This window comes from Lutibacter sp. (genome assembly GCF_016342705.1).
Taxonomy (GTDB): domain Bacteria; phylum Bacteroidota; class Bacteroidia; order Flavobacteriales; family Flavobacteriaceae; genus Lutibacter.
In genome coordinates this window covers 239,936-258,310 of record NZ_JAEINV010000004.1, presented here as the reverse complement: position 1 = coordinate 258,310, position 18,375 = coordinate 239,936, and the positions used below count along the sequence as shown (strand labels likewise).

Annotated in this window: 22 protein-coding genes; 11 read left to right on the top strand and 11 right to left on the bottom strand. The window is 29.7% G+C overall.

Translation table 11 applies throughout. The annotated features are described in order from the left end of the window. Positions 1-89: 89 nt before the first annotated feature. Both JEY78_RS05880 and JEY78_RS05875 read right to left on the bottom strand, forming a co-directional pair. Positions 90-281 carry a cold-shock protein gene (locus JEY78_RS05880; protein ID WP_291847953.1) on the bottom strand — a complete coding sequence of 64 codons (192 nt, stop codon included), beginning with the start codon at positions 279-281 and terminating at the stop codon, positions 90-92. A gap of 108 nt (positions 282-389) precedes the next feature. Next, on the bottom strand, positions 390-1,385 hold the full coding sequence (locus JEY78_RS05875; RefSeq protein WP_291847950.1) for an NAD(P)H-dependent glycerol-3-phosphate dehydrogenase: 996 nt from the start codon (positions 1,383-1,385) through the stop codon (positions 390-392). A gap of 145 nt (positions 1,386-1,530) precedes the next feature. Between JEY78_RS05875 and JEY78_RS05870 the strand changes: the two genes are divergently transcribed. The 4 genes from JEY78_RS05870 to dut are packed head-to-tail and all read left to right on the top strand — an operon-like array spanning position 1,531 to position 4,647. After that, on the top strand, positions 1,531-2,997 hold the full coding sequence (locus JEY78_RS05870; protein WP_291847947.1) for a polysaccharide biosynthesis C-terminal domain-containing protein: 1,467 nt from the start codon (positions 1,531-1,533) through the stop codon (positions 2,995-2,997). A gap of 2 nt (positions 2,998-2,999) precedes the next feature. Then, positions 3,000-3,377, top strand: a complete 378-nt coding sequence (locus tag JEY78_RS05865) for a hypothetical protein (protein WP_291847945.1) — start codon at positions 3,000-3,002, stop codon at positions 3,375-3,377. Further along, the gene (locus JEY78_RS05860; RefSeq protein ID WP_291847942.1) at positions 3,374-4,207 is read left to right on the top strand and encodes an alpha/beta hydrolase-fold protein; all 834 of its coding nucleotides are present in this window, start codon (positions 3,374-3,376) and stop codon (positions 4,205-4,207) included. The genes JEY78_RS05865 and JEY78_RS05860 overlap by 4 nt, the downstream gene beginning before the upstream one ends. 8 nt (positions 4,208-4,215) lie before the next feature. Further along, positions 4,216-4,647 carry a dUTP diphosphatase gene (dut, locus tag JEY78_RS05855; protein WP_291847939.1) on the top strand — a complete coding sequence of 144 codons (432 nt, stop codon included), beginning with the start codon at positions 4,216-4,218 and terminating at the stop codon, positions 4,645-4,647. Positions 4,648-4,705: 58 nt separating this feature from the next. Here the strand turns inward: dut and JEY78_RS05850 are convergent, their stop codons facing one another. From JEY78_RS05850 to recA, 6 genes are all read right to left on the bottom strand, one after another. After that, entirely contained in the window at positions 4,706-5,572 is an 867-nt protein-coding gene (locus JEY78_RS05850; RefSeq protein WP_291847937.1) for an NAD(P)-dependent oxidoreductase, read from the bottom strand. Between the two features lie 49 nt (positions 5,573-5,621). Continuing rightward, positions 5,622-6,566, bottom strand: a complete 945-nt coding sequence (locus JEY78_RS05845; protein ID WP_291847934.1) for an ABC transporter ATP-binding protein — start codon at positions 6,564-6,566, stop codon at positions 5,622-5,624. A 4-nt stretch (positions 6,567-6,570) separates the two neighbouring features. Continuing rightward, complete coding sequence (locus tag JEY78_RS05840; RefSeq protein WP_291847931.1) at positions 6,571-7,506, bottom strand: succinylglutamate desuccinylase/aspartoacylase family protein; 936 nt, start codon at positions 7,504-7,506, stop codon at positions 6,571-6,573. 14 nt (positions 7,507-7,520) lie between these two features. Continuing rightward, positions 7,521-8,402, bottom strand: a complete 882-nt coding sequence (gene rimK, locus JEY78_RS05835; RefSeq protein ID WP_291847928.1) for a 30S ribosomal protein S6--L-glutamate ligase — start codon at positions 8,400-8,402, stop codon at positions 7,521-7,523. 2 nt (positions 8,403-8,404) lie between these two features. Continuing rightward, positions 8,405-8,854, bottom strand: coding sequence for a RimK/LysX family protein (locus tag JEY78_RS05830; RefSeq protein ID WP_291847925.1), 450 nt, complete (start codon positions 8,852-8,854; stop codon positions 8,405-8,407). Between the two features lie 171 nt (positions 8,855-9,025). After that, a complete protein-coding gene (recA, locus tag JEY78_RS05825; protein ID WP_291847922.1) occupies positions 9,026-10,030 on the bottom strand; it encodes a recombinase RecA in 1,005 nt (334 codons plus the stop codon). A 97-nt stretch (positions 10,031-10,127) separates the two neighbouring features. Between recA and JEY78_RS05820 the strand changes: the two genes are divergently transcribed. Beyond that, positions 10,128-10,634 carry a DinB family protein gene (locus JEY78_RS05820; RefSeq protein ID WP_291847919.1) on the top strand — a complete coding sequence of 169 codons (507 nt, stop codon included), beginning with the start codon at positions 10,128-10,130 and terminating at the stop codon, positions 10,632-10,634. Between the two features lie 137 nt (positions 10,635-10,771). After that, positions 10,772-10,993: a hypothetical protein gene (locus JEY78_RS05815; protein ID WP_367158768.1), complete on the top strand. Its 222-nt coding sequence runs from the start codon at positions 10,772-10,774 to the stop codon at positions 10,991-10,993. A 22-nt stretch (positions 10,994-11,015) separates the two neighbouring features. On the opposite strand, the gene JEY78_RS05810 is transcribed toward JEY78_RS05815, so the two are convergent. The 3 genes from JEY78_RS05810 to JEY78_RS05800 all read right to left on the bottom strand — a co-directional run bounded on the left by JEY78_RS05810 (position 11,016) and on the right by JEY78_RS05800 (position 12,647). After that, positions 11,016-11,405 (bottom strand): YchJ family metal-binding protein, encoded by a 390-nt coding sequence (locus JEY78_RS05810; protein ID WP_291847916.1) that lies wholly within the window; start codon positions 11,403-11,405, stop codon positions 11,016-11,018. A 10-nt stretch (positions 11,406-11,415) separates the two neighbouring features. Beyond that, positions 11,416-11,775, bottom strand: coding sequence for a hypothetical protein (locus JEY78_RS05805; RefSeq protein WP_291847913.1), 360 nt, complete (start codon positions 11,773-11,775; stop codon positions 11,416-11,418). A 158-nt stretch (positions 11,776-11,933) separates the two neighbouring features. Further along, positions 11,934-12,647 carry a 3-ketoacyl-ACP reductase gene (locus JEY78_RS05800; protein WP_291847910.1) on the bottom strand — a complete coding sequence of 238 codons (714 nt, stop codon included), beginning with the start codon at positions 12,645-12,647 and terminating at the stop codon, positions 11,934-11,936. A 503-nt stretch (positions 12,648-13,150) separates the two neighbouring features. On the opposite strand from JEY78_RS05800, the gene citD reads away from it, so the two are divergent. Genes citD through citC form a run of 5 tightly spaced genes read left to right on the top strand, consistent with a single transcriptional unit; the run spans position 13,151 to position 18,371 of the window. Continuing rightward, the gene (gene citD / locus JEY78_RS05795; RefSeq protein WP_291847907.1) at positions 13,151-13,438 is read left to right on the top strand and encodes a citrate lyase acyl carrier protein; all 288 of its coding nucleotides are present in this window, start codon (positions 13,151-13,153) and stop codon (positions 13,436-13,438) included. Positions 13,439-13,468: 30 nt separating this feature from the next. Then, positions 13,469-14,347: an aldolase/citrate lyase family protein gene (locus JEY78_RS05790; RefSeq protein ID WP_291847904.1), complete on the top strand. Its 879-nt coding sequence runs from the start codon at positions 13,469-13,471 to the stop codon at positions 14,345-14,347. Between the two features lie 12 nt (positions 14,348-14,359). Then, positions 14,360-15,913: a citrate lyase subunit alpha gene (citF, locus tag JEY78_RS05785; RefSeq protein ID WP_291847901.1), complete on the top strand. Its 1,554-nt coding sequence runs from the start codon at positions 14,360-14,362 to the stop codon at positions 15,911-15,913. Further along, the gene (locus tag JEY78_RS05780) at positions 15,913-17,292 is read left to right on the top strand and encodes a triphosphoribosyl-dephospho-CoA synthase (protein WP_291847898.1); all 1,380 of its coding nucleotides are present in this window, start codon (positions 15,913-15,915) and stop codon (positions 17,290-17,292) included. The genes citF and JEY78_RS05780 overlap by 1 nt, the downstream gene beginning before the upstream one ends. Continuing rightward, positions 17,289-18,371, top strand: coding sequence for a [citrate (pro-3S)-lyase] ligase (gene citC, locus JEY78_RS05775; RefSeq protein WP_291847896.1), 1,083 nt, complete (start codon positions 17,289-17,291; stop codon positions 18,369-18,371). Before JEY78_RS05780 ends, citC begins: the two co-directional genes overlap by 4 nt. Positions 18,372-18,375: the final 4 nt, after the last annotated feature.

Here is an 18,375-nt window from a genome sequence, read left to right as displayed (position 1 = left end):
AAACCTGTGAAGATATCTTCACAGGTTTTCATTAATTTTTTTAATAATCGTCAACCTATTTTAGGACGACTCAAAAGTTTGGATAATACTTAAATTACTCTAACACTTACTGCGTTTAAACCTTTTTTACCTTCTTTTAAATCAAATTCTACTGCATCACCTTCTCTGATTTCGTCTATTAAACCTGAAATGTGAACGAAGTATTCTGTTTTTGATCCGTCTTCTGTTACAAACCCAAAACCTTTAGATTCGTTAAAGAACTTTACTGTACCTTTTTTCATTGTTAAAAAATAAATTAAAGCACAAAGGTATAATTATTTCAATGCAAAATACAAAAAGTAGTAACTTTTATTAAAAGTTACCTTTAAATAAATGCTAGAAATCAACTATTAATCTAATAATTCTGTTAATTTTTTAAAAACTTGTTTAGGATTTTTATTTAAGTATAACACATCATAAACAGCATCAATTATTGGAGTTTTTGCTTTGTTTTTTTCGTTTAACAAATACGCGCTTTTTGCAGCGTAGTAACCTTCGGCTATCATACTCATTTCCATCATAGCACTTTTTACGGTGTATCCTTTTCCAATCATATTTCCAAACATTCTATTTCTACTAAACACTGAATAACCTGTAACCAATAAATCTCCTAAATAGGCTGAATTGTTAATGTTACGTTTCATTTTGTGAACTTTTTTTATAAAACGTTTCATTTCCCGAATAGAATTAGACATTAAAACCGATTGAAAATTATCTCCATAACCCAATCCGTGCGCCATTCCTGCGGCAATTGCATAAATATTTTTTAGCATTGCGGCATATTCAGTTCCAATTATATCGTCAGAAATTTTTGTGTTTATATAATTACTAGCTAAAAACTTACTCATTATTTTAGCCTTTTTAGCATCTTGACACGCTATGGTTAGATATGATAAACGCTCCATGGCAACTTCTTCTGCGTGACACGGACCTGTTATTACACCAATATTTTCAAACGGAATGTTGTAATTTTTGTGGAAATGTTCACCAACAATTAATCCACTTTCAGGAACAATTCCTTTAATGGCTGAAAACACAATTTTTGAAGAAAAATCAACTGTAATTTTATCTAATTCTGCTTTTAAAAAAGCGGAAGGAATTGCAAATATTAAAATATCCGCATACTCAACCAGTTCATTAATATCACTAGATAAGTTCAGTTTTTTAACTGAAAATTCTGCTGAACTTAAATAATTTGGGTTGTGTTCATTTTCTTTTATATATTCTAATGTAGCTTCTTTTCTAATATACCAACCAACTTGGTCTAGGTTTTCACACAACATTTTAACAATAGCCGTTGCCCAACTTCCACTACCAAAAACTGCAACTTTTGGGTTATTACTCATAAATAAGGTTTTAAAATTCAAAAGTAAAAAATCTAAATTAAATGTATCTTAAAATTATGATAACATATCCTTCAAATATTTTTATTGAATTCAATAGTAACTTTTGTACTTTTATGCTTTTATAAAAAACACCTTTTATTCAATTTTGAGTACACTTAAAAGATTTTTTAAAGACACCATAATTTACGGAATTGCAGCCGTTTTACCAAGAGTTATCAACTTTTTGCTTGTGCGTGTTCATACAGATGCTTTACCAACTAATAACTACGCCGAGAATACCAATTTTTATATTTGGATTGCTTTATTTACCGTGTTACTAACATTTGGTATGGAAACTGCTTTTTTTAGATTTTATAAAGCCGAAGAAAAAAAAGACGCCATAATTTCAACTTCATTTATAAGTGTTTTTAGTGCTTCTATTGTATTTTTAGCAAGTGCTTTTATTTTTTCAAACGAGTTTATTCGGTTATTTGATTTTTCAAACAACGTTTTACAGTTTAAGTTATTTATAGGAATTTTAGTGATAGATACTATTTCTGTGGTTCCTTTTGCTTATTTACGTGCAGCAAATAGGCCGATACGATACGCTATTATAAAGTTATTAAATGTTGGAATTATTGTATTCATTAACCTTGTGTTTTTGCGTTTTATTCCAGATTTTATTACTGAAGGAAAATCGGTTCCAGCATTTTTAGTTTCTATGTATAACAGTACCGATATTGTTAATTTTATTTTTATTGCAAATATTGTAGGTAGCGCAGTTTCTTTACTTTTATTACTTCCTTATTTAGTTAAATTTAAATGGAGTTTTAACACTATTCTGTTTAAAAAAATGTTCAAATATGCCTGGCCAATTGCAGTTGCAGGAATTGCTTATACAATTAATGAAAATCTAGATAAATACTTAATTGGGCAATTAATAGATAAAAGCACTATGGGAATTTATAGTGCGTGTTATAAGTTGGCTATTTTTATGAATTTATACATTATGGCTTTTAGGTTAGGTGCAGAACCTTTCTTTTTTAACTATGCGGATAAAGCAAACGCTAAAGAAACCTATGCCAGAATTATGAACTATTTTATAATTGTTGGTTCGTTAGTTTTTGTTGGAATTGTAGCTTTTATTGATGTTATTAAACTGTTATTTATAAAAAATTCTGACTATTGGGATGCTATTGCAATTGTTCCAATTGTATTATTAGCAAATCTGTTTTTAGGAATTTATCATAATATTGCAGTTTGGTATAAATTAACCGATAAAACACGTTACGGCATGTATTTTTCCATTTTTGGTGCAATCATTACCATAATTTTAAATATAGTTCTAATTCCAAAAATTGGATTTATAGCATCGGCTTGGGCAACTTTAGCAGCATATGGAAGTATGATGGTTATCTCCTATTTTTATGGATTAAAATACTACAATGTACCATATAATTTAAAAAAGTCTGGTTCATATTTAATTGCTTCTATAGTAATTTCATATATTTCATTTGTTTATTTTAGAGATAATTATTTAGTGTCATTTTCCTCAGTAATAATATTTAGTTTACTGATTTTTAAGAATGAAAAAAAAGAAATATTAAGCATTATTAAAAAAAATAAGAAGTAATTATGATTCACGAAAAGTTTAATACAACAACTAATATTTTGGAAACAATTTATTCTGAAAGTGTTACTTTAACTGATGTTGTAAATTACATTATTGCAACAAAAAATAATAAACAGTATCCAAGAATTTTAAAAATTATTTCCGATACTAGAAATGCTGTATTTAATTTTTCTATTGAAGATTTAAATTATATTGTGGTAGAAAAAAATAACACTTTAAAAAAATACAAAAGCCTTATCAGTGCAATAATTGTTGATAATCCACACAATACAGTTTTAACAGTTTTATATAAAGAATTAGCTAAAACCAATAATTATAAATTCGAAATATTTGCAACCAAAAGCGCTGCAATTAGTTGGTTAAATACTCAAAAAACATGAAATATTTTTTACCTTTTTTCATCACTTTTATTACTGTTTTTGTATGTTTTTCACAAGAAAATAATTCTACAGCTTCTTCTAATGTTTCAATCATTGAAAAAGAATTTTTAATTCCTGAATTAAATACAATTAGTCACAAAATTTGGGTGTATTTACCGCCAAATTATCATTCTTCATCTAAAAACTTTCCTGTAATTTATATGCATGATGCTCAAAATTTATTTGATGCAAAAACCTCGTATGCTGGTGAATGGAACGTTGATGAAACTTTAAATGAAATTTATAAAAAAACCAACAAAGGATTTATTGTGGTAGGAATTGAAAATGGTGGTGAAGAGCGCATTAACGAATACACACCTTGGGAACACCAAAAATATGGTGGCGGAAAAGGTGATATTTATATCAATTTTATTGTAAATACTTTAAAACCTTATATTGATAAAAATTACAGAACAAAACCACAACAAAAATATACAGGTTTAATTGGAAGTTCTTTAGGTGGATTAATATCTTATTACGGAGGGTTAAAATATCCAAACGTTTTTGGTAAAATAGGTGCTTTATCAACCTCGTTTTGGTTTTCTGATGAAGTAATTAAGTTTACTGAAGAATATGGAAAAGTTAACAATCAAAAACTATATTTATTAGTGGGTGGAAAAGAAGGAGAAAATATGGATTCGGACACTCAAAAAATGGAAAAATTATTACTAAAAACAGGATTTAAACAACGAAATTTAAGAACTAAAATTAATCCAGAAGGAAAACATAATGAAGCTTTTTGGAGTAGTGAATTTAAAGGAGTAGTTTCCTGGCTTTACAACATAAAATAAATTAAAAAATGACAATTCAAATCATCAACACATCTAAACACGAATTACCAAATTACGAAACCATTGCTTCTGCAGGAATGGATTTACGCGCAAATATAGATGCTGCTATCACTTTAAAACCGTTAGAAAGAGCTATTATAAAAACAGGATTATTTATTGCTTTGCCGGTTGGTACAGAAGCACAAGTACGTCCACGTAGCGGACTCGCAGCAAAAAAAGGAATTACAGTTTTAAACGCTCCTGGAACTGTTGATGCAGATTATAGAGGTGAAATTGGCGTGATTTTAGTGAATTTATCTAATGAAGAATTCATTATAAATGATGGTGAACGCATTGCACAATTAGTAATTGCAAAACACGAGCGTGCAGAATGGCAACAAGTTGAAGTTTTAAGTGAAACCGAACGTGGTGCAGGCGGATTTGGATCTACCGGAGTTTAATTTTTACATAAACTTAATAGATTTCTACTTAATCAGAAATCTATTAAATTAAACTGCACTATTTTTTTAATTCTAAAAATTTATAAATAGCAGACATATCATCTCTTCCCATTCCGTTTTGGTTAGCGCTGGCATAAAGTTCTTTTGCAAGATTTGCCAAATATAATGGTTGATTGATTTCATACGCAGTTATAGCAGCTAAGTGTAAATCTTTATGCATCCATTCTAACGGAAACTGTACATCATAATTATTGCTTTTAATTGCTTGCGCCTTTGATTTTGTAAACGGAGCCGAAACTATTAAATTAGGAACTGTATCTAATAAGAAATCTTTAGAAATTCCCATTTTTTCACCCAATAATATGGCTTCTGAAAAAACAAGCATAGATTGAGCTAGCATCATATTTACCAACATTTTAAACGATGCTCCTTTACCAATTTCACCTATGTGCAACACTTTGTTTCCCATCATATTTAAATATGGCTGAATCTCATTTAGTGCCTTTTCTTCTCCACCAACAAGGAAAATTAATTCAGCATTTTCTGCAGGAATTTTTGAACCTGAAACTGGCGTGTCTAAAAATCTAATATTATATTTATTTGCTTCTTCAAAAGCACTAATACTAAATGACGGATTTACAGTAGTACAATCTGCCCAAATGGCGTTTTTTTTCATTGATTTAAGCGCGCCTTTCGCACCAAAAAAGACTTCTTCAACAACTTGAGGTGTAGATAACATACTAAAAACAACGTCAGCATCTTTTACAGCATTTTCAATCGAATCTGCAATGGTTACAGTTGAATTTCCAAAAGTTTCAAAATTCTTTGGAGTTCTATTATAAACGGTTAAGTTTAAGTTGTTTTTTGCTAAATTCGAAGCCATATTGCCTCCCATAATTCCTAATCCAATAAAAGCTATTTTCATTTGTTTTGGTTGTATTTATTTAATAAAATATAAGCACTTTAAGTTGTAACTATTTAATTAGTTTTAAGCAAATTTCCGAATTTATTTTTAACTTTTCAAAATGTTCAAAAAAGATGATTTTTCCATTTAAATCAGCCTCAATTAAATAATGATTTCCTTTAAAATAAGAAGTTATAACCGTCGATTTTAGTAGAGAATCTTCAACTAATTGTATTTGATTAGGGTATAATAAAATCGATTTTTTAGATCTTGATTTTGGATTTATGACACTGTTAGAAATTTCATTTACTTCATTAAAAAAAGAACCAATATATTCACTTGTTAATTTATTATATAAAGCTTCTGGTGTATTTTTAGCAATTAATTTGCCATCTCTAATTACCAAAATTTCGTCCGCAAAAGAAAGCGCATCGGTGGCATCATGAGTTGCCACAATGCATAAAACATTTTTAGATTTTAAATAGCGAAATAAATCTCTTCGTAGTTTATTTTTTCTGAAATTATCTATATGGCTAAACGGTTCGTCAAGCAATAAAACTTCGGGTTCTTTGGCTATCACTTTTGCCAAAGCTACACGCTGTTTTTGTCCACCACTAAGGTTTTTAACCTTCGTTTTTAAAAAGTCGCTCATATCAACAACTTCTAACAATTCTTTAATGCGTTTTAATTTATTTGGATCTAAACTTGAAATGTTTTTACCAATATTTTCTTCAACAGTTATATACGGCATTAAATCGAAATCCTGCGGTAAATATTTCATAAAATCCTCGCCTGGAATTAAGCGAAAATTAGGACCTAAAAGCTTTTTATCATTCCAATAAACTACTCCTTTTTCTATATGAAGTAAGCCATAAATAATCTCTAACAACGTACTTTTTCCACAACCGCTTTCGCCAATAACAGCAATATAATCACCTTTATTTGCGGAAAAACTTATGTTTTTTAATACTTCTTTTGAAGTATAGCCAAATGATATGTTTTCTACTTTTAACACTTATTTATTCGAAACCTATATGAAATAAAGCATCACCCTGATTTACAACTGGTGAATGATTTGAGTTTAAAATATAGCCTTCTTGAGAGTTTTTAAAACTACTTTCAAAATCTCCAAAAGGATCAGAAATACTTCCTAATTTAATCCCTCTTTCCACTTTTTGACCAGCACTTACAGAAGATCTAAACATTCCAGAATGTTTGGCTCTTATCCATTTTGAGCTTGTAATTACAACAGATTTTTCATGAGAAATTTGTGAAGAAAAATTACGTACGCCAATGTGATGCATTACATTAATTGCACCTTGAATTCCAGATTTTGTAACATTTTTATCTAAATTCAACGATTTTCCACCTTCAAATAACAATACTTTTTTACCTAATTTAGTAATAGATTTTCTAAAGGTTCTTTCCGGACTTTTACTATAAACAATATACGGAGATGCAAAAATTTTAGCGAGTTTTAATGTTTCCTCACAGCCTTCATCAATTCTAATTTGAGAATAATTAAAACGCTGTGCGCCACCTGTATGATAGTCTATACAAAAATCTATGTGAGGAATCACTTCCTTCATTAAATGATAGGCAAATCTACTTGCTAAAGAACCTGTATTTGAACCAGGAAAAACACGATTTAAATCTCTTCCATCAGGAAAAGCACGTGTTTGATTTATGAATCCAAAAACATTCAACAAAGGAATACAAATAACTGTTCCGCTTTCTGGCTTGTTTAATCCTTTTGCTACAATTTGTCTAACAATTTCTACACCATTAGTTTCATCGCCGTGAATACCTCCAATTAACAAAATACAAGGACCTTCTTTTTTACCGCGTTCAACAATAATAGGCACTTCAATTTTTGAGCGCGTATTTAACCTAGCAAAATCCATTTTAATCTGTACAGATTCTCCAAGCCCAATTTTTCTGTTGAGTATTTTCATAGGAATTCAAATTTTTAGTCTACATCAACATGTCTTTCAATATAGTGAATTATTTTACCTGCAATATCAACACCTGTAGCAGATTCAATACCTTCTAAACCTGGCGAAGAATTTACTTCTAAAATAAGTGGACCACGGGCCGATTGTAATAAGTCTACACCTGCAACACCTAGTCCCATAACACGAGCAGCTTTTAAAGCCGCATTTTTTTCATCAATAGATAATTTTATAATTTCTGCTGAACCTCCTCTATGTAAGTTAGATCTGAACTCTCCTTCTTTCCCTTGTCTTTTCATGGCTCCAACAACTTCTCCATCAACAACAAAAACACGAATATCTGCTCCTTTTGCTTCTTTAATAAATTCTTGTGCAATTACACGTGCTTTCAATCCGTTAAATGCTTCTAAAACAGATTCAGCTGCATTATCAGTTTCAGCTAAAACAACTCCTAAGCCTTGTGTGCCTTCTAATAATTTAATAACTAAAGGTGTTCCTCCAACACTGTCAATTACATCTCTAATGTTTTTAGAATAATTAGTGAAAACTGTTTTTGGAAGGCCTAATCCAGCCCTAGATAATACTTGCAAACTTCTTAGTTTATCTCTTGATCTCATTAATGCTTGAGATTCAACAGCGGTAAAAACTTTCATCATTTCAAATTGGCGTACAACGGCGGTTCCGTAAAAAGTAACCGAAGCACCAATTCTTGGTATTACAGCATCAACATTTGTTAGTAATTCGTGTTTATACCTAATGGCTGGCTTCTTTCTTTCAATAATAATGTCGCATTTTGAATGATCTACAACAATTATTTCATGGTTTCTTTGTTTCCCAGCTTCTACTAGTCTAGTGGTTGAATATAATTTAGGGTTTCTTGATAAAATAACAATTTTCATCTTTAGGTAATGTTATATTTTAATTTTTTTTTAAATGATAAATTTTTCTTTGCGGTATCAACAATAAATTTTTTTGATAAAAATTTTCTTCCTAACAACACGGGATATTTCATTGAACCTCTTTCTGTTAAAGTTAATTCAATTTCTTCAATTTTATTGAATATGAGTATTTCTGTTTTAATGGTAAATCTGGTTTCAACTATTCCATTAGAACTTTTCACTTTTTTTTGGGTAAAATCTTTAAATATGAAATACTTTTTGTGATATTTTTCATGTTTAGGATCTAAAAATTGACATTTTAAAGTATTGTCAACCACTTCAATACTATGGCTATGAAAACTTGATGTGTATGCTCCTGTATCTACTTTTATATCAATTCCTTCTAAATCTAGTTTAGGGAAGTCTACAATATCAGTTCTTCCAAGTAATAATCTAACGGGTTTTATATCCAAAATAACATATAATTTTCGTCAAAAATAACCTTTTAAATGGTATTCAAAAGGATTTGCGCAAATAAGTTGAGAATTTTATAATTACTTTATTTATAAGAAGTTAACTTTCATAAAAAAAGGAAATAGTTCGTTCGCTATTTCCTTTTAAATTATTTTAAGATTTTTTTACTTTTATTGCGCTTTAATAGCTTCTTTAATTTTTCCTTCTAATTCTTCGGCCAATTCTGGATTGTCTTTTATTAATGCTTTTACAGCATCTCTCCCTTGTCCTAATTTTGTTTCGCCATAACTAAACCAAGAACCGCTTTTTTTAACAATTCCAAACTCAACACCTAAATCTAAAACTTCACCAACTTTAGAAATACCTTCACCATACATAATGTCAAATTCCGCAGTCATAAATGGTGGAGCTACTTTGTTTTTAACAACTTTAACTTTAGTACTGTTTCCTATTACTTTTTCACCATCTTTAATTTGTGTTCTTCTTCTGATATCTAAACGAACAGATGCGTAAAATTTAAGTGCATTACCACCAGTTGTAGTTTCTGGATTTCCAAACATAACGCCAATTTTATCACGTAACTGGTTGATAAATATAACTGTACAATTTGTTTTATGAATGGTTCCTGTTAATTTTCTTAAGGCCTGCGACATTAAACGAGCGTGTAATCCCATTTTAGAATCACCCATTTCTCCTTCAATTTCACTTTTTGGAGTTAATGCTGCTACAGAGTCAATTACCACAATATCAATGGCTCCAGAGCTAATTAAATTATCTGCAATTTCTAAAGCTTGCTCACCATAATCTGGTTGAGAAATAATTAAATTATCAACGTCTATTCCCAAATTTGCAGCATAAAAACGGTCAAAAGCGTGTTCTGCATCAATAAAAGCTGCAATTCCACCAGCCTTTTGTGCTTCTGCAATAGCGTGTAATGTTAATGTTGTTTTACCCGAAGATTCTGGTCCGTAAATTTCAATTACTCTTCCTCTCGGATAACCTCCAACACCTAAAGCAATATCTAATCCTAATGAACCTGTAGAAATGGCTTCTATGTCAGATATGGCCACATCGCCCATTTTCATTACCGTTCCTTTCCCGTATGTTTTATCTAATTTATCTAATGTAAGTTGTAACGATTTTAATTTTGCTGCTTTTTCTTTATCTTCTGCCATAATCTTTATAAAATGAATTAATTTATTGGTTGCTAAAATATAAAAAAGTATTGAGTATATTTAGCGTTTGCATATAAATCTATCAACCGTTCTTAATATGAAAAAAATATGTTTAATTTTTGTGATTATAACTATCAATACTTCCAATTTAACTGCTCAAAATAATGTTTTAACTGCTTTTTTACTAAAGTGGGAAAATTCTAAAAACTATTTAGTTGAGCTTGCTGAGGCTATGCCTGAAGATTTATACAACTATAAACCAACAGAACGGCAAATGAGTTTTCAAGAACAATTGATTCATATAAAAGGAAATATGGATTGGTTAAGTTCTACATATTTTAAGGGTGAAAAATTAGAAAAAACAGCGGCAAAATCAAAGGAAGAAATCATAAACCAATTAACTGCTTCTTTTGATAATGTTGCTGAAATTATTAAAAATGTACCTTTAGAAGAATTATCAACGGAAGTTGAGTTTTTTGCTGGACCAAAAAGTAAATTACAAATCTTAAATTTGTTGCAAGATCACGTAACACATCATCGTGGTCAATTAATCGTTTATTTAAATTTAAACACTATAGAACCTCCAAAATATAGAGGTTGGTAATTCTAAAATAGTAACTTAAGAAAAAATCATCATTATCAGAAAATATTACTTACAACGATACAAAACCTTCAATCTCCGTATTATTTGAAACAGAAACTACGAAAGAAATTAGAGTTTTAATGCAAAAAAATCAGGTAATGAAAGAGCATAAAACATCTTTCCCAATTACTGTTGAAATTTTTGAAGGCGCTATAGATTTTGGCGTAAATGGCACTATTTACAATTTAGTAAAAGGAGATTTAGTGTCGCTTAAAGCAAGTGTTCCGCATGATTTAGTTGCAAAAGTGGATAGTATTGTGCGTTTAACACTATCTAAATTAGATACTGTGGAAAGAGTAATTAAAGTATCTGAAAAATAAAATCTAGATTTTTATAATTGATTTACTCTTGTGCACCAACATATACCCAATGGTTATTTTCAATAGAAAAACTTGAGTTTTCGTGAATCACATTAATTGATCCATTTTCCATAAAAAAGGCTTTAAACTCAACAGTTCCTTCAGCATCAGTTGTGGTACCTTTTGTGGTTTTTAAAACTTCTAATTTTAACCATTTTACAGATTTTGTCCATTTTTCAATATCTCTTTTCTCTTTTTTTGAAGGTCTTGTTTTACTATGGTGACTTTTTTGTAAATAATCAATATTTGCCAGTACAAATGCGCTATACCTAGAGCGCATTAATGCTTGAGCGGAAAGAACTGATTCAATATTTTGATGTGCTTTTTGACAACAATCACTATATGTTGCATCTATATTACAAGGACATTGCATACGCTATTATTTAATTTAGTAATTCATTTTGATCTGTAATTCTAAAACAGCGTTCTGTACCTAAATATAGTGGATTTCCGTGTTTTTCTGACCAAAAACCATCTAAAATTACATCGGAAATACATTGATAAACAACCACTCCTTTATAGGTGTAATTATCTTCAGATTGATAACAAAAGTTGATTACTAAAATGTTGTTTTTAAAAAACCCAGTTCCAATTTGTTCTTGTTCATTATTTATGAACCATTTAGCAATTATTCTTTTGTTGCTATCAATAGATAAAGTGAGTGTTCCTTTATAGGTATTTTCAGTTGCGTCTTGGTTACTACCAATAATTTTATAAGTGCCTACCAAATTTTCTATGGTCATTTATATAGCTGTTTTAAAAATCTATTTTCAAAATATAATAGTTCCAAATCCTTACAAATATAATGTTTTGAGCTATTTGTTAAAAAAACAAAAACCAAACAACTGTCATTAAATTGCACATTTGTTTGGTTTTAATTATTTGAGCTTTGTATGTTTAATTACGGATTTGTAGACCATAAAGAAGCGTTTGCCATCATAGCGCGTCTTGGTAATTGTAAACCAGCGACAATTAATTGAGCAAAATCTTCTGGTTGTAATACTTTTTCTTCATTTCCATCCGTAATTCCTAATTCCAACGCCATATCGGTAGCAATGGTGCTTGGTGTTAAAGTATTTACCCTAATATTGTTTTTACGCACTTCTTTCATTAAAGATTGCGACAACCCAATAACTGCAAATTTTGAAGCAGAATAAGCCGAAGTACTTGCATTTCCATTCAATCCTGCTGTGGAAGAAACATTGATAATATCACCTTCATTTTTTTCAATTAAATACGGAAGCACTTCTTTTGTGACGTAATACATTCCTAAAATATTGGTTTTAATAATGTTTTCCCAAAGTGTTGCATCCATTTCATTTAAAGTACCAAAAGCGGCAATACCAGCATTGTTCACTAATATATCTACAGTTCCTAAATTTGAAATAATATTTTTTATTCCAACTTTAACCTCATCATAATTTCCTACATCAAAAACTTCATACGCGGCATTTACACCAAGCACTTTTAATTCAGCAACGGTCTCTTTTAAACTTTTTTCATTTCTACCAGTAATTGCCACATCAATTCCTAGTTTAGCAAATTCAATTGCTGTCGCTTTTCCAAGTCCTCTACTTCCACCTGTAATAATGGCTTTTTTACCTTTTACTTCCATTTTCTTTTATTTTATGTTGAAGTGAAAATTTCACTTTTAATTATATTTTTCTTAAATAATTACTTATTGTTTTAATCATTCAAAAGTAGGTAATTCTATTTTCAAAATAGTACTTATCAATTTGTTAATTAAGTGCTATTTGTATTGTTCTTTAATGCCGTTTTATTAAACTATTTACATAATGGGTTTATTAATTAAATAAAATATGTAATTTTTTACACTTTCAACGAAACTTTTATATAGTTATAAGCTTTACTTATTGTTATTAAATACATGTTTTCTACATCTTAATGCGTATACTATAAATCGTTCCAATTATTAAAAAATCCATTGTATAACAAAAACAACTTCCTAATTTTGTTGTGATTTAAGGTTTATAATTAATTCTAGGTTTAAAATAACTATTTAATAATTATTAAATTAAACAAACCAATAAGTACCTTAAAAACATATTTACAAAATATTTAAATCATTGGTAATGATTTAATTAATTTAAAATTATTATGAAAATTATTAAAAAAGCACAATCCGGGTCATTTGAATCGAGTGATATCATTGTTTTAATTGAACCTGTTGTTGAAAAATCAGGTAGAAATATAGAAATTGACTCCTCTGTAATGTTAGAATTTGGAGATGCTATTGCAAAACTTATTTTAGATAAATTAGATGAATATAACATTACCGATATTCATTTAATAGTAAAAGATAAAGGAGCTCTAGAACCTACAATTAATGCTCGGTTAGAAACTGCCATTATGAGAGCCTGTGATTTACAAAAAGGAACACTATAATAATTACATATTTATAAAATAATATTTGTTGTGAAAAAAAATAGAAGAACAATGCTGTATATTCCTGGTAATAATCCAGCAATGCTGCAACAAGGTGGCATATACGGTGCCGATAGTATTTTATTGGATTTAGAAGATGCCGTAGCTTTAAATCAAAAAGATGCTGCTCGTATTTTAGTGAGAAATGTGCTAAAATCCATCAATTTTTACAATACAGAAGTATGTGTAAGAATTAACCATTTAGACACACCATTTGGTTTGGAAGATTTAGAAGAAATAGCACCACTTCAACCAGATGCAATTCGTTATCCAAAAACCGAAACAGTAGAAGAATTAGCAAAACTCATCCAAATTATTGAAGCTATTGAAGATAAACACAATCTACCACATGATAAAATGACAATTCATGCTATGATTGAAACAGCTCTTGGAGTACAAAATGTTTTTGAAATTGCTAAATTTTCAAAACGAGTGGATGCTATCACAATTGGAGGACAAGATTTAACTGCTGATATGAATATTAAAAGCACTAAAGAAGGTTCTGGAATAGATTTGGCTAGAAAAATGATTGTAATGGCAGCAAAAGCAAATAAAATTGACGCCATTGATACTGTTTTTGTTGATATTAATGATGAAGATGGGTTACGTATAGATACCGAATACGCAAAACAAATTGGATTTTCAGGTAAAGCTGTTATTAATCCTAGACAAATTGATATTATTCATGATGTTTATATGCCAACTGAAGAAGAAATTAGAAAAGCATATAGAATTGTATTGGAATTTAAGAAAAATAAAAAGGAAGGAATCGGTGCTTTTGCCATTGATGGTAAAATGATTGATGCACCAATAATGACGCGCGCAACGCAAGTTCTTGAATTAGCTAATATTGATTTTAATTCAATTTAAATAAAAAAACGAATGAAAAATATAATAGGTCGAGAAGTTCCAGAGTATATTGAAGGAATAGGAAAAACAGATATGTTTATTGGTGCTTGGGAAAAACTTAAAAAAGGATGGATGGATGAACCAACTATTCCACCTCCAAATAAAGCAAAAACACCTCATCTAAGCAAAATATGTGAAACCTTAGAAGAGGCTATTAAAAAAACTTCACCTAAAGATGGAATGACCGTTTCTTTTCATCATCATCTTAGAAATGGGGATAATATTTTGGTAAGATCTATTGAAATATTAGCCAATATGGGTATTAAAAATATTACGTTGGCTTCTTCTTCATTAAATGAAGTTCATAACCCAATTCTCAAATACTTGAAAGATGGTACTATTACCAAAATATGGTCATCTGGAATTCGAGGAGATATTGGAAAAGCAGTTTCAGAAGGGGTGTTAGATATTCCTGTAATCATCCATTCACACGGAGGTAGAGTACGCGCCATACATACAGGGAAAATAAATTTAGATTTAGCAATAGTTGCTGCTTCTGCAGCCGATGAAGAAGGAAATGCAACAGGATCACATGGAAAATCGGCATTTGGTTCGTTAGGTTACGCAAGTATTGATATGAGATACGCTAAACAAGTAATTGTAATTACTGATACTATGGTAGAATATCCTTGTATACCTATTTCAATTACACAAAATTTTGTTGATTATGTAGTGAAAGTTGACTCTATTGGTGATGCTTCAAAAATTGCAACTGGAAGTACGCGTATTACTAAATCTCCCATGGATTTAAGAATTGCAAAAATAGCGGCAGACGTTATAGAACATTCAGGTTTATTTGTACCCGGATTTTCATTTCAAGTAGGAGCCGGTGGTGCTTCATTAGCGGTGGCTAAGTTTATTCGTGAGAAAATGATAAAATCTAAAATAAAAGGAAGTTTTATTTTAGGAGGTGTAACATCATACGTTGTTGATATGTTGAATGAAGGATTGTTTAATGCTATTTTTGATGTACAATCATTTGATGCTGCAGTTTCTAGTTCTCTTATGGAAAATAGCAATCATATTGAAATACCAGCAGCATTATATGCAAACCCATACAATTGTGGCTGTATGACCAATAAATTAGATATTGTTGTTTTGGGAGCATTAGAAATTGATTTAGATTTTAATGTAAATGTTATAACTGGTTCTGACGGCACTATTAGAGGCGCTTCTGGTGGCCATAGCGATACGGCCTCTGGAGCAAACTTAACAATAGTTGTTTGCCCGTCGTTCCGTGGACGTTTGCCTATTGTAAAAAAATATATTCATACCGTTGTAACACCTGGAGAAACAGTTGATGTATTAGTGACTGAAAGAGGAATATGTGTAAATCCTATAAAACCAGAATTAGAAGAAAACCTAAAAAAGGCAGGACTTAACGTACGTAAAATACAAGATTTACAAGAAGAAGTAGAAGCTATTGTAGGAAAAGTAAAAGAAGTTGAATACACCGATAAAATTGTGGGTATTGTTGAATATCGCGACGGAACCATCATTGATGTGATTCGTCAGGTAAAAAAATAATGGATAAAAAAAAAGAAATTTTAGATAGCGTACTTGATGCTCGTGAAAACCGAGCATTGTTGCGTTATCAATTTGTGGAAAATAACCTGTGTACTTTAAGTTTATCTTTAAATATACCCGGATATCCAAAAAGCAATCCGTTTATAACATCATTTTTTAATGAAGTTTTAAATGAATTAAAACCGTTTTTAATAGCTAACAGAATTGTTGTTCAAAACAATAAAAAAATTGTTTTAACTCATAAAGCAGGCGATTTTTTTATTGTTCCTTTTTCTAATTCTTCGATTGATATTATTAAAATTAAAGCGTTAACCGAAACTTTTGAAGAAACACACCTTTTAGGAAGGATTATTGATATTGATATTTTTAATGAACAAGGGTTGCCTATTAGTTCAGGTAAAAAGAAACCTTGTTATTTTTGTGGTGAATATTCAGCCATTTCTTGTATGAGAAATAAACGACATACATATGATGAGCTTAGAAAAAAAATAAACAGTGAAATATCCAATTATTTAGAATTTAAAAATAAAGAATTAACTATAAATAAATTAACTTCTTTTGCTACAAAGGCAATTTTGTATGAAATTTCATTAAGTCCAAAACCTGGTTTAGTTAGCTTTCACGATAGTGGTTCTCATGCTGATATGAATTTTTTTACATTTTTAAATTCATCAGCTTCATTAACTCCTTTTTTAAAAGAATTTTGTTTACTGGGTTATAACTATTCAGGAAAATATGAAGAAGTATTAGGTCAAATTCGGCATATAGGTTTGCGGGCAGAAAAAGCTATGTTTGAGGCAACTCATACTATTAATACACATAAAGGAATTATATTTCTATTTGGTGTTTCATTATTTTCAATTTCAAAATTAGTGTCAGAAAAGGAGGGTTATAATGATGCTGAATTTAGAGCAATGGTCATGAAAATTTGTAAAAATATGGTAGCTAATGAGTTAGTAAATACAACTAACAAGGCAATAACCAATGGTGAAAAAGTATATGTAAAATACGGAATTATGGGCGCTGGTGTTCGTGGTGAAGTTGAGCAAGGATTTCCTAGTGTATTTCATAAATCTCAAGCATATTTTGAAGAAAATTTGACTTCTTTTTCATATACAAATCAACATGAAATTCAACACATATTACAAACCGGTTTGTTACAAATTATGGCCGTAAATAACGACAGTAATATATTACATAGAAGTAATTTAGAAACATTAATACACATTCAAACGCTAGCAAAAAAAGCTATTGATAGTAAGATTGCATTTACTCAATTAAACGAATATTGCTTAGCAAAAAATATATCACCTGGTGGTTCTGCTGATTTATTATCAGTAGCACTTTTATTACATTTTGTAAAAAATGAAAAACTATGACTTTTGAAGATACAGATTTTAGACAAGAATTATTAGATTTAAAAAATCCGTTAGATATAAAATTATTGAAGACATTTTTAAACTCTTTAGGTTTTGACTATAAACCTGAAGATGTGGAAATTACAATGATAATTTATAACCTTAATAATGAAATAGTTGGTACAGGATCATTAAATGGTAATACTTTAAAATATGTAATTGTAGCTCCTGAATTTAGAGATTCTACAGCATTTCCATTAATAGTTACTTATTTAGCAGACAAGGCATTAGAGAAACACAAACAATGTTTTGTTTATACTAAGCCAGACACAGCAAAACTTTTTCAAGCATTAGGCTATTCATTAATAGCAACTGCTGAGCCTTTATTTTCTGTTTTAGAATTTGGTTACAAAACCATAAAAGATTATCAACATCATTTAAAAAAACAAAAAGTTAAAACAACCACTACTAATATTGCGTCCATTGTTGTTAATTGCAATCCTTTTACAATTGGACATCGTTACTTAATTGAAAAAGCTTCAGAAGAAAATGAACTTGTTTATCTTTTTGTTGTAAGTGAAAATTTATCTGCATTTCCATTTGAAATACGTTGGAAATTAATAGAAGAGGGTATTGCACACCTTAAAAATGTTAAAATGTTAGCTACTGGTCCGTATATAGTTTCTGGAGCTATTTTCCCTAACTATTTTTTAAAACACGAATCTTGGAGCCTTATTTCAGAAAAACAAGCGGAAATAGATGTGAATATATTTGTTGAATATATTGCGCCAGTATTAAATATTAAAAAAAGATATATTGGTTGTGAGGCTTATTGTGAAACCACAGCTGCCTATAATACGGCAATGCATAAAATTTTACCCAAACACAATATTGAAGTGATTGAATGTGAAAGAATTTCAGCAAATAAGGATTTTTGTAAAAATGATTATATAAGTGCGTCAAAAATAAGAGATGCTATTAAAAAAGACACATTAAAAGATGTTTTAACTTCATTACCAGAATGCACTAAAAACTTCTTATTATCTGAAGATTCTGCAGAAATTAGATTAAAAATAAAACAAAGAAATGGTAGGCATTAAGTAA